This window comes from Kovacikia sp. CALU 1929, assembly GCF_056784235.1.
On sequence record NZ_JBXBCF010000102.1, the window covers coordinates 24,481 to 36,176 of the forward strand.

Genomic DNA, 11,696 nt, shown 5'->3' on the forward strand with positions numbered 1-11,696 from the left:
AGGAGGGGAACTTTTGTAAGTCAACCTGCAAGTCAACACCGCTTGATTAGCCCTTCTGTGACTCTGACAGTTGCATAGAAAACGAAACCAGTAGAGAAATTGATTGTGGCACAAGAATTGAGCCATCGAAGATCATACAAAAAAATCTCTTACTCAAAATCGTTATGACTATGATATATTTGTAACAGTTCGTTATCAATCAGTTACACTAAGTTACGGATTGGTTGACTGAGCTTTACTGATTATTCCCTAACTGAAAGACGCACCACTACAAGGAGGCTACTATACTCATGACGCAAGAAGGATGTTTGCGAGTCGGGCAAGCGGCTCCCGATTTTACGGCAACGGCTGTAGTTGATCAGGAGTTCAAGGAAATCAAACTGTCCGACTATCGTGGGAAGTATGTTGTTCTTTTCTTCTACCCCCTCGACTTTACCTTCGTTTGCCCCACTGAAATCACGGCATTTAGCGATCGCTACGACGAGTTCAAATCCCTAAACACTGAAGTGTTGGGTGTTTCAGTCGATAGCGCCTTTTCGCACCTGGCATGGATTCAAACCGATCGCAAATCGGGTGGTGTTGGTGACCTCAACTATCCCCTGGTAGCTGATATCAAGAAAGAAATCAGCACCGCTTACAACGTACTGGTTCCCGAAGAAGGGATTGCTCTGCGTGGACTGTTCCTCATCGATAAAGATGGCATCATCCAGCACGCGACCATTAACAATCTTGCCTTTGGTCGCAGCGTCGATGAAACCCTGCGCACCCTACAAGCCATTCAGCATGTGCAGTCTCATCCCGATGAAGTCTGCCCCGCTGGCTGGAAGCCCGGTGACAAGACGATGAACCCCGACCCCGTTAAGTCGAAAGACTACTTTGCGGCTGTCTAATCGTTTGTTGTAATTCCCTCTAGTGCTTTGTCAAATTAAATTTGACAGGCAGCGAATACCCAGGAGTCAATGATGGTTAAGTTTTGAGGGTCTACGACCCTCAAAACTTCCCTGACGGAACACCAGGGGCGAGTTTTGAGCCAAGCTACTGATTGCTCTTTAGTTTGTCAAACTTGTCCCTGGTTTAGCTTTGAGAAATGTCCAACTATATGCTGTAGTTTGTTTCCCAGACATTATAAAGTTTTTTCTATATTAAAGTTTTAAGTTATTCCACCGATTCAGTATTAAATATCACGTCACTAACACGCATCTCTTAGAACAGGATTGTCAAAACGGGGATGCGGGCACGCTGTATGAGTCCGTCACCCAAGGACTGTTTACCTTATCCGACCATACACTGGTCTATCCTGGTGGGTATAGGCGGTGGTTTTCTGATTGTCCCCACGCTGATGTTACTGGGTCATGTGTCCATTCGGGAGGCGATCGGCACTTCTCTATGGGTGATTGCGCTCAACTCAGTGGCAGGTTTTTTAGGGTATTTGGGGCAGGTACCGTTGGACTGGCAACTGATGACGGCATTTACCCTCATGGCTGGTTGCGGGACAATAATCGGTGCTTTCCTTTCCCGCTACGTGAACAGCAAACAACTGCAAAAGGACTTTGGTTATTTTCTGCTAGTCGTTGCTGCCTTCATTCTGTTTCAAAACCGTAGGGCATTTTATCCCTCTCAATCATCCAGGCTTCGTCCTAATTTTGTACAGCAAGTTAGCAATCAATAGCAGCAAAATGGCGATGCTAAATTGCCGTATGAATTGGAACGAAAGTTTCAAGGTGAGCCTTCGACCTGAGCACTCAAGCCGAAGGGCGTTCAACCTCCTACAAAGCTAAGCATGAACTAATAGAAATTGACCGTTTCCATTGATTTCACCATCACAGCTTGCAAAATTGGCAACAAACCAGATCAAGTAAAATCGCCAGATGCGCCGGAACTTAGCGAAGTCCAAACCATACTCTAGACCTTTAACATAGTCATAGTTATCATCAAAATTTTTCAGCCAATGAGCAAACGTTGTGGAGTAATTGCTGCCATTGAGGTACCAGCGTTTGATCGTTTTGAGATCCTTGTTATGGTTAGGAACAGCATCAAAATTCCAATAGCGTCCGTGAGGAAAGATGTATTTGTGCGTGTAAACGCTAGAAATGTTATTGGGAGTGCGGACCGTGATGATGTGAAGAAAGAACTTACCACCTGGTCTCAAGAAAGTAGCCAGTTTTTTGAACGAATGGGTTAAATTCCCCACATGGCAAAAGACACCAACGGAGAGAATTTTGTCAAATTTCTCTTCAAATTGAACCTCGTTAAGATCACCTTCTACTAGAGTGAATCGACCTGAACTGAGGTGACTTTCGGGATCTTGCATTTTGCCACGCATGTATTCACACTGCTCATGGCTCAGGTTCAAACCAGTAAATCGAACATTTGGGAACTTAGACATGATGTAATTTGGCACACAGCCCCATCCGCAACCAAAGTCCAGAATGTTGTCACCATCCTGAATGTCTAGTTTCTCAATCATGTCATCAATCATATGCATCTGAGATTGCTCAAGGTCGCTAGCTCCTTTTTGCCACAATCCCATACTGTATTTTGGGTAAATTAGCTGACCATCACCAAGCATCCGATTTAACATGCCCTGGGGAAGATCATACTGAATTTTCATCAAATCCTTAGAGCCTTCTGCTAAGTGATCTGTTTCATGTAAGACCCATTCATAGGGCGCAAGGAGTGATGGAAAATACTTGAAAAAGATGGGCATACAGGTGTCAAACATTGATCGCAGAACAGAGTCAGGAACCTCTACTCCATTGATGTAAGACTCGGCTACAGCCATTTGTACAGCATTAACAACCTGGACGATTCCACGGGTCGCTTTATATGCCAGGGGATTTTTGACGTTAATATCACCAATAGCAGGAATATAGCGCTGAATATCTTGCCCGGTGAATACAGAAGTCATAACGTTGTCTCCAGTAATCCTCTAAGATCTTCGGTACAATAACATAGAAAAAATAGATTGTGAGCTTGCTTAAGATTGCTCAAAGATTGTCGCAATATACATAATTTTCACTCAACATAGTTCTTCCTCAAGCGAGATACACCTTGATTCCCTTGTCACCTTGATTTCTTTACCTTCCTTAGCTGGGATACTTCCTTAGCTGGGATATACGGCACTCATCGAAAATTGCTATAAACCCTAGAGTAAACTTACAAAAATTCGTGAATACTGCAAGTTGTGAAACCTGGATTTCCCAAGCGGAGTATGCTAAAAAATTGCGTCCATTACTTCCCGCTGAAGCTTTTTTGCCTAACTACAGTAGGGTGTGGCTGCTGTTGATCAATGCAGCAATTTTGCTCTTAGGTTGGGGCATTGCTCGTCATCTTGATCAGTGGAGTTGGTACTTATTGTGGCTTTATCTCCCCTTCTCTTTGGTGATGGGAAATAGTGTAATTGTATTACTGTTCAGCACCCACGATCTGATGCATAGTAAGGCAATTAAGCATTCATCCATTCGACAGATTGTTAGTCTGATCGGGTTGACAATGTTATGGACACCCCCTACTTTTTGGAAGGCTGTCCACAATCGAGAGCACCATAACAAAACCAACTCTTTACACGATCCAGACCGAAATTACTTGTATGGGCAACCCAACAATTGGGGGAAGTGGATTCAAAATCTCTTCGTCCCTTCAGCAGAGGTTCATCCATTCTGGTTGGCTGTCGGTATGGGTCACGCCTGGGGCGTGCATACATTCCGTAACCTAAGCTCTGTGCTACTGTTCAATAATGGATTGACTGAGTATCCCCCAACCTTTTTTAAGGTAAGTTCAAAGGAGAGAAGAGCGATCGCCTTTGAATTAGTAATCATCCTGGGAATCCACTTGAGCATCTTACTTTATCTGGGTTTTCATCCGCTCAAACTCATTCTCAGCTACTTTCTACCAATTTGGATTGGCTATGCTGGTGTCATGTTTTATGTCTACACTAACCATATGCTGTGTCGAATGACCAGCGTGAATGATCCGCTAATTAATAGCGTTTCAATTCGGGTTCCCAAAATATTTGATTTATTACATCTCAACTTCTCATACCATACAGAGCATCACATCTTTCCAGGCATTAACTCCGATTACTATCCCACAGTTCAAACTCTATTGCAGACTCAGTTTGGCGATCGGTTTAATTTGCTAGACGCTGGTACAGCTTGGCGCTTGATGCTGCAAACTCCCCGTCATTACAAGGATGAGAATACCTTTACAAATTGGACCGGAGACAAGGTCGTCACCTGTCCCCTTTCGTCTGGCGAAGAAAATCAATTTAAGGATTGATACTGCTAGAGCGCTAAACCAATTACGCTGTCGCGATCGTAGCCAAACTATCTGCTGATACCAATATTGTTATGCGGTTCTGCAATCCTTCTGATGGGCAGATCGCACATTTACACAATTAAATACACCGTTACATCGCTCTCTTTTGTGCAGGATTGAGTATCGGCTTGAACCTTGTGGAACTCAACAGATCAAAGGAGCGATGACTTTCAACAAAGAACAGGGTGGGCATTGCCACCCTAATACAATAAAAGGGTGAGCATTGCCCACCCTACTACAACTAATACAAAAAAGTTAACAGGTTTTTAGTAGCGGTAGCCGCTGTTGCCGCCCTGGCTGGGCTTATGAACGATAAAGCTCATTACCTGGCACTGCTTGATATTGTCAAATGCAACCACCCGAATGTAGCAATTGCCATATTCCTGGCGGCATTGCTGCACTTCACTTAGCACTTCTTGAGGAGAAGAGCAGTTAAACAGAGGCAGCTTCCACATGGTCCAGTAATAAATCTCAGCGTCAGAGTTCTCATTAAACTCAACACAGGGATGATAGCCCTGGTCAATCGTGTACTGAATTTGACGAGCAATCTGGGCATCGGTGAGCGGAGGCAGGTAAGAAAAAGTTTCGTAACGACGCTCTTTGGGTAGAGTCTTCATTGGTGTCCTCGAATAGTTGAAAGTTTTGAGTTCTCAGTTTTGAGTTCTGAACCAGAGGCATTATCAGGAATCTTCTGACTCAGCCCCTTTCTGTTCAGAATCTGTAGTTAATGTGGCTGGATCAATCTGCGTCATGCGTTCCAATTGCTGAGTGCGCTGCTGAAGATTCGCTTGCTGAACTCCCGTCCGCAGCATTTCCGGCAAATAGTCAGCAATTTCTTCGGCAATGTGTTCGCGCACAGTTAGTAGGCGAAAGGCTAATCGTTGCTCTTCGTGAAAAAGGGCTTCCAGAAAAGCCTCACCGTTTTGAATACTAACCCGGTAGGAAAATTGGCGTAACCAATAAGCCCGTTTCGGTTCAGTCTCATCCAACTGTGTCAACACAACCCGCAACGCCTGATAGGTCATGTAACTGATCAGCGTCTTGGTCGTATCCTTTGCAATCTGCTTCAGATCCATAGGGGGAAAGGCTAAAGGCTAAAGGACGAAGTTAAAAAAGATATTTATCCTTTATCCTTTATCCTTCATCCTTCGAATTAAATGGTGTCCTGCGCCTCAAACTCGAACTTGATTTCCTTCCATAGTTCGCAGGCAGTTGCCAGTTCAGGTGACCAGCGGCAAGCTTCACGGATAATGTCGCCACCTTCACGCATGAGGTCACGACCTTCGTTCCGGGCTTGCACGCAGGCTTCCAGGGCGACGCGGTTAGCGGTTGCACCCGGAGCGTTCCCCCAGGGGTGACCCAGCGTACCACCACCAAACTGAAGCACTGAATCGTCTCCGAAGATTTCCACCAGGGCGGGCATGTGCCAAACGTGGATACCACCGGAAGCGACTGCCATGACACCAGGCATGGATGCCCAATCCTGGGTAAAGTAAATCCCTTTAGAGCGATCTTGCTCGACGTAGTTTTCGCGCAGTAGGTCAACAAAGCCAAGGGTCACTGCCTTGTCGCCTTCCAATTTACCAACCACCGTTCCGGTATGGATGTGGTCACCACCGGACATCCGCAGGCACTTTGCCAACACCCGGAAGTGCATCCCGTGGTTCTTCTGACGGTCGATAACCGCGTGCATTGCCCGGTGGATGTGGAGCAGCATGCCATTGTCGCGGCACCACTTCGCCAGGGTTGTATTGGCGGTGAAGCCTGCGGTCAGGAAGTCATGCATGATGATGGGCATTTCGAGTTCTTTGGCGAACTCTGCCCGCTTCAGCATTTCTTCGCAGGTAGCAGCGGTACAGTTCAGGTAGTGACCTTTGATTTCGCCCGTTTCCGCTTGAGCTTTGTGAATCGCATCCGCTACAAACAGGAAGCGATCGCGCCAGCGCTGGAATGGCTGCGAGTTGATGTTTTCGTCGTCTTTGGTGAAGTCTAGACCGCCGCGTAAACATTCGTAAACAGCACGACCATAGTTCTTGGCAGACAAACCAAGCTTTGGCTTGATGGTGCAGCCCAGCAAAGGACGACCATACTTGTTGATCTTGTCCCGCTCAACCTGAATCCCGTGGGGAGGTCCCTGGAAGGTCTTCAGATAAGCAACGGGAATCCGCAGATCTTCTAGCCGGAGAGCTTTCAACGCTTTGAAACCAAATACGTTCCCCACGATGGAGGTTAGCATGTTGGTTACAGAACCTTCCTCAAACAGGTCAAGAGGATAGGCAATGTAAGCAATGAATTGGTTATCTTCGCCAGGGACGGGTTCAATATCGTAGCAACGACCTTTGTAGCGATCCAGGTCGGTCAACAGGTCGGTCCAAACGGTTGTCCATGTCCCCGTAGAGGATTCTGCTGCTACGGCTGCACCTGCTTCTTCGTAAGGAACACCGGGTTGTGGCGTAACACGGAATGCTGCCAAGATATCGGTGTCCTTGGGCGTGTAGTCGGGGGTGTAGTAGGTCAGCCGGTAATCCTTTACCCCTGCTTGATACCCAGCTTTGGACTGGGTCTTGGTCTGAGCGTAAGACATATTCTCCCTTCCTAGTTAACGATGTGGCAAAATCTTCCCGATCGAATCTTCCAGTAATCCCTCGAAAGCCTTTCCGAAAAGGACTCCGGACCCTCGACAAAAACCCTTATATCAATGGGGCGACGCTACTAAAAGTTCAAGTCTGGATATTATTTCAGACATTTGGAGTGAACTCTGTTGAGCTGGTTCACCCTATGTTTTAAGGATGGGCTCACACAGAATAATATCAGCAATTCAATAAGCATCGCTTTAGAGATTCTGTATAGTTGAATAAACTAAGTTTATCTTTTGAGACAGTAGATTTGTTTTTGTAAAAGAAGACTTAAGAATGCTAATTTTGGTTAATTCAATTGACAAACGAACCATTCTGCGGTTTTTAGAATCTGCTCTAGAAATAATAAATAGACTATCTCATTGAATGCTCTATTTCTGGTTCACAATTGATTCAAACATGAAGTTTAGATAGAGTCGGCGCGATCACAAAATTGTCATACAGCTCCAGGTTGTTGGTATTTCGTAACGATAGCTGCCAGCCTTCCTTCAGGAAAATTCTGAGGGGTCTGCGACCCCTCAGAATTTATTTCTAGTCAACTTTTCGGTGTTCAGTTATTCCACAAATTTCATTTGACAGACTGCTAGTAGAGCTTGGCGTAAATCTGGCTACCGTTCCTAGCACCTGACACCTGACGCCCTTGGAATAGTTGCCGAACTTACGCCGCAGACCACTAGGCGAGGTCATAGCGATCGAGGTTCATCACCTTGTCCCACGCCGCCACAAAGTCATGCACAAATTTCGTTTGCGAGTCTTTACATCCGTAGACTTCCGCCAGGGCGCGGAGCTGAGAGTTTGATCCAAAGATCAGGTCAACACGGGTGGCGCTCCACTTAAGTTCACCGGATTTGCGATCGCTGCCCTCAAACTCATACTCATCTTCAGAGGTCGCCTTCCAGGTTGTACCCAGGTCGAGCAGGTTGACGAAGAAGTCATTAGTCAACGTCTCTGGTCGCTCAGTGAAAACGCCGTGCTTGTACCCGCCAAAGTTTGCACCCAGGACGCGCAAGCCGCCCACAAGAACCGTCATCTCAGGAGCCGTCAGGGCCAGTAATTGCGCCCGATCCACCAGCAGTTCCTCCAGCGATTCGCTGTGTTTGCCGCTGGTGTAGTTGCGGAACCCGTCGGCGGTTGGCTCTAGTGGCGCGAAGGACTCAACATCCGTTTTCTCTTGTAGTGCATCCGTGCGTCCCGGCTTAAAGGGCACCGTCACGTCGTATCCAGCATTCTTCGCCGCTTGCTCAATACCTGCGCATCCGCCGAGTACGATCAAGTCAGCGAGGGAAACCTGCTTCCCGCTAGACGACGATTTGTTGAACGCTTTCTGAAGTCCCCCCAAAAGCCCACCCCCCTGACCGCTATGGGCATTGTTGAATTCCTTTTGGATGCCCTCAAGGGTTTGCAGCACTGTGGCGAGTTGGGCGGGTTGGTTCACTTCCCAATCTTTCTGCGGCGCGAGACGAATGCGTGCCCCGTTTGCTCCACCGCGCATGTCAGAGCAGCGGAAGGTTGATGCCGATGCCCAAGCGGTCGAAACCAGTTGAGAAACAGACAGCCCGGAAGCCAGGATCTTGGCTTTGAGAGCGGCGATGTCCTGCTCATCAATCAACTCATGATCGACGGCGGGGATGGGGTCTTGCCACAGGAACTCTTCCTGTGGAACCTCTGAGCCAAGATAGCGCGATCGCGGTCCCATATCGCGGTGCGTCAGCTTGAACCACGCCTTGGCGAACTTATCTGCAAACTCATCCGGGTTGTCGCGGTAGCGCTGCGCAATCTGGTTGTAGATGGGATCCATTTTCATGGACATGTCTGCCGTGGTCATCATGGGAGCGTGCCGCTTCGACGGATCGTGCGCGTCGGGCACTGTACCCGCACCCGCGTCGCCCTTGGGCTTCCACTGCCACGCGCCAGCGGGACTCTTTGTCAGTTCCCAATCATATTTGAATAGGGTTTCGAGATAGCTGTTATCCCACTGCGTCGGCGTGGGAGTCCATGCGCCTTCGATCCCGCTGGTGATCGCATCCATGCCGACCCCTGTATTGAAGGTGCTCTTCCAGCCGAGACCCTGATCCATAATGGTGGTACCCCCAGGCTCAGCCCCGACGTAGGTCGCCTCGCCTGCACCGTGGCATTTGCCAAAGGTATGCCCACCAGCCGTGAGCGCGACGGTCTCCTCGTCGTTCATCGCCATCCGTTTAAAGGTCTCGCGAATGTCGCGCCCTGAACCGAGCGGATCAGGCTCTCCATCGGGACCTTCTGGGTTCACGTAGATCAGTCCCATCTGAACGGCAGCGAGAGGATTTAGCAGCACGCGATCGTCTTCGTAACGCTCATTGCCGAGCCAGGCTTTCTCAGACCCCCAGTAGATGTCTTCCTCGGGTTGCCAAACGTCTACACGCCCGCCAGCAAAGCCGAGCGTCTTGAAGCCCATCGATTCCAGGGCGCAGTTGCCAGCAAAAACCATCAGATCTGCCCAGGAGATCTTCTTGCCGTATTTCTGCTTGATCGGCCAAAGCAACATGCGCGCCTTGTCGAGGTTGGCGTTGTCAGGCCAACTGTTGAGCGGCTCAAACCGTTGGCTACCCGAACCTGCGCCGCCGCGACCGTCGCCAATCCGATACGTGCCTGCACTGTGCCATGCCATCCGGATGAAGAGTGGACCATAGTGACCGTAATCGGCTGGCCACCAGTCTTGCGACGTGGTCATCAGTTCAAAGATATCTGCCCTCAGGGCAGCTAAATCAAGACTTTTGAACTCCTCAGCGTAGTTGAACGCCTCACCCATGGGGTTGGACAGGGATGAGTGCTGATGGAGTATTTGCAAGTTCAACTGATTCGGCCACCAGTCTCGGTTAGACGCACCATGTCTAGTCGTAAATTTCTGAACTCCGCCCGTAAATGGGCATTTGCTCTCGCTACTCATAGTATGTATCTCCTATCAAGTGTTGCGGTGTGGATTTTTTGGTGTACTGCGAGTTCAGTAAGCTGTCGCCCATTTAAATTGTATGTTAGGGCCTCTGAAGCCCTTGCCCTAAAGGAATCAGACTGGAAATTTAAACGCATAACAGCTTAGTTTTACTTCAAGCCAAACTAAGGGGAATCAGATTCAGCTTGACTATCAAAATACCTCCAAGTCAAACTCATTACGATTTCGTCTTAGTGAAATACTATAATACTGAGTCTTTTCAAATCGCTAATTGCTATACAAAACGTTAAGTGCGCATGTAGTCGGTGGTTTGTCAAGTTTAATTTTGTGAGTCTGGGATAGAAAAGGGGTTATTGTTTTGGGCTTTTCAACCCACAAAATAATTCTTGGCAAACCACTAAGATGGCTTGCAGCTAATCCGAACCTGCTAGAGTAATCTAAAAGTTCTGCAACACTAGTGTTGCAACATGGGGGTTTGGGGGTTTCGCCCCCAAGAAGGGGTCCCACCCCTTCAAAACTTTTTGTTTACTGTACTAGGTTGGGTAGAGAGCCAGCGAAACCCAACATTTTCAACGGTCAGATGTCTGTAGAATGAACTGAGCCGTGAAATGTGCCATAAATTTTGCTTTCCCGTTTTTGCTTTTCCGTTCATCCCTGAATGGAGCCATCACCTTGGGGTTAATTTATCCATCGCCTAACCATTAGAAGCGGCATTGCAGGTAAATCAAGCGTTTTCATCGATCTCCGCCAGGAAATCACAAAAGCCAGCCATTGCACTCAAAAATCGCTGGTAGCAATCTTCCAATTTGTTAACATTCCCTTCAATCAGGGCTGGTTCTAGTCGATGAGTATCATTACTCCGGACTACATGGCGAAACCCCAGATATATTTTCAGTTGCTGGTATAGCTCTGTGCCTAGCACAGGTGGTCGAATACCGGGTACTTCAGCCCTCATTTGATCTAACAATTCTTGATGCCATCGTTCAGATTGAGTCATAAAGCTCTCATCCACAGCACGGGCAATCTGTTCAAAGATTTTTTCAATTCCTGTATAGAATCCTTGCAAGCCAAACCCTGCTGCAATCCAATAAGCACTGATCTGAGTCGTGCGAGCTAGATCAGCCTGCTCCAGTGTGTAGGTATATTCCAATGCCAGATCTTGAAGCTGTCGCTGAATCCGCCCCCTCAAAACAGCGTATCGACTCAAAGCTCAACTCCTTCCTGCAAGATGTGTGCTTTCAGTCCCGGTTGTGCTGTTTCCAAACGAACTAAGTCGATGTTAAACCCTTTAATCTCAGTTAAAAGACAACCCACGGCATCGCAGTAGTGGTTCAGGGATAGTCCCCATACTGCCAAATCGATATCTGAAGCTGGATGAACGGCATCCGGAGATAGCAGGGAGCCAAACAGAAAAACCTGTGGAACTCCGTAGTCTTTTTTGAGACTGTCTGCGGCTAACCGGGCTTGTTCCCAGCCCTGGCAATAGCGCTGTCGCAGCATAAGAGCATCTCGCATCTGACGCTGTTTGAAATGAGCTTGATAGGTTTTCACTGTGCCAGAAGAGAAGGGCAACATGGTTTAGCAAAGAGGCTTAAGCAGTATCAGTCCTAATCTTAGGCTCTGCTGACTGGAAAGAGGTATCTCCCTGACTTCTCCACTTTAGACTTACCCAAGCTTGAAACATTAGACTTGTTGCGGAATAAGGGATAATCGAAAGGACTTCATCGAGTATGAGCCAGCATGATCAACCTCCATCGTGCGTTGAATAACGACCGTCTGCTGCGTGCTCTGACAGGTCTAAATCGGCAAGCCTT

At 47.8% G+C, this 11,696-nt stretch carries 10 protein-coding genes; 3 read left to right on the plus strand and 7 right to left on the minus strand.

Annotated features, from left to right (window positions below; all coding sequences use genetic code 11):
* Nucleotides 1-290: 290 nt before the first annotated feature.
* Both AC1S52_RS29100 and AC1S52_RS29105 read left to right on the plus strand, forming a co-directional pair.
* On the plus strand, nucleotides 291-890 hold the full coding sequence (locus AC1S52_RS29100; protein WP_482032551.1) for a peroxiredoxin: 600 nt from the start codon (nucleotides 291-293) through the stop codon (nucleotides 888-890).
* Between the two features lie 353 nt (nucleotides 891-1,243).
* Nucleotides 1,244-1,669: a sulfite exporter TauE/SafE family protein gene (locus AC1S52_RS29105; RefSeq protein ID WP_482032552.1), complete on the plus strand. Its 426-nt coding sequence runs from the start codon at nucleotides 1,244-1,246 to the stop codon at nucleotides 1,667-1,669.
* Between the two features lie 105 nt (nucleotides 1,670-1,774).
* Here AC1S52_RS29105 and AC1S52_RS29110 read toward each other — a convergent pair whose 3' ends face one another.
* A complete protein-coding gene (locus tag AC1S52_RS29110; protein ID WP_482032553.1) occupies nucleotides 1,775-2,908 on the minus strand; it encodes an SAM-dependent methyltransferase in 1,134 nt (377 codons plus the stop codon).
* A gap of 260 nt (nucleotides 2,909-3,168) precedes the next feature.
* Here AC1S52_RS29110 and AC1S52_RS29115 point away from each other — a divergent pair, with 260 nt between their 5' ends.
* Complete coding sequence (locus AC1S52_RS29115; protein ID WP_482032554.1) at nucleotides 3,169-4,278, plus strand: fatty acid desaturase family protein; 1,110 nt, start codon at nucleotides 3,169-3,171, stop codon at nucleotides 4,276-4,278.
* 305 nt (nucleotides 4,279-4,583) lie between these two features.
* Here AC1S52_RS29115 and AC1S52_RS29120 read toward each other — a convergent pair whose 3' ends face one another.
* The 6 genes from AC1S52_RS29120 to AC1S52_RS29145 form a co-directional block, all read right to left on the minus strand.
* Nucleotides 4,584-4,934 carry a RuBisCO small subunit-like domain-containing protein gene (locus AC1S52_RS29120; RefSeq protein WP_482032555.1) on the minus strand — a complete coding sequence of 117 codons (351 nt, stop codon included), beginning with the start codon at nucleotides 4,932-4,934 and terminating at the stop codon, nucleotides 4,584-4,586.
* A 63-nt stretch (nucleotides 4,935-4,997) separates the two neighbouring features.
* Nucleotides 4,998-5,393, minus strand: a complete 396-nt coding sequence (rcbX, locus tag AC1S52_RS29125; RefSeq protein ID WP_482032556.1) for a RuBisCO chaperone RbcX — start codon at nucleotides 5,391-5,393, stop codon at nucleotides 4,998-5,000.
* Nucleotides 5,394-5,470: 77 nt separating this feature from the next.
* On the minus strand, nucleotides 5,471-6,901 hold the full coding sequence (locus AC1S52_RS29130; protein WP_482032557.1) for a form I ribulose bisphosphate carboxylase large subunit: 1,431 nt from the start codon (nucleotides 6,899-6,901) through the stop codon (nucleotides 5,471-5,473).
* Nucleotides 6,902-7,626: 725 nt separating this feature from the next.
* Complete coding sequence (gene katG, locus AC1S52_RS29135) at nucleotides 7,627-9,879, minus strand: catalase/peroxidase HPI (RefSeq protein ID WP_482032558.1); 2,253 nt, start codon at nucleotides 9,877-9,879, stop codon at nucleotides 7,627-7,629.
* A gap of 727 nt (nucleotides 9,880-10,606) precedes the next feature.
* Nucleotides 10,607-11,089, minus strand: coding sequence for a ribonuclease toxin HepT-like protein (locus AC1S52_RS29140; protein ID WP_482032559.1), 483 nt, complete (start codon nucleotides 11,087-11,089; stop codon nucleotides 10,607-10,609).
* Nucleotides 11,086-11,457 (minus strand): nucleotidyltransferase family protein, encoded by a 372-nt coding sequence (locus AC1S52_RS29145; RefSeq protein WP_482032560.1) that lies wholly within the window; start codon nucleotides 11,455-11,457, stop codon nucleotides 11,086-11,088. Before AC1S52_RS29145 ends, AC1S52_RS29140 begins: the two co-directional genes overlap by 4 nt.
* Nucleotides 11,458-11,696: the final 239 nt, after the last annotated feature.

Bases quoted from the DNA above. Each gene is read 5' to 3' on its own strand.
- AC1S52_RS29105 (WP_482032552.1), top strand. From the start codon at position 1,244: ATGAGTCCGTCACCCAAGGACTGTTTACCTTATCCGACCATACACTGG.
- katG (WP_482032558.1), bottom strand. From the start codon at position 9,879: ATGAGTAGCGAGAGCAAATGCCCATTTACGGGCGGAGTTCAGAAATTT.
- AC1S52_RS29130 (WP_482032557.1), bottom strand. From the start codon at position 6,901: ATGTCTTACGCTCAGACCAAGACCCAGTCCAAAGCTGGGTATCAAGCA.
- rcbX (WP_482032556.1), bottom strand. From the start codon at position 5,393: ATGGATCTGAAGCAGATTGCAAAGGATACGACCAAGACGCTGATCAGT.
- AC1S52_RS29120 (WP_482032555.1), bottom strand. From the start codon at position 4,934: ATGAAGACTCTACCCAAAGAGCGTCGTTACGAAACTTTTTCTTACCTG.
- AC1S52_RS29100 (WP_482032551.1), top strand. From the start codon at position 291: ATGACGCAAGAAGGATGTTTGCGAGTCGGGCAAGCGGCTCCCGATTTT.
- AC1S52_RS29110 (WP_482032553.1), bottom strand. From the start codon at position 2,908: ATGACTTCTGTATTCACCGGGCAAGATATTCAGCGCTATATTCCTGCT.
- AC1S52_RS29145 (WP_482032560.1), bottom strand. From the start codon at position 11,457: ATGTTGCCCTTCTCTTCTGGCACAGTGAAAACCTATCAAGCTCATTTC.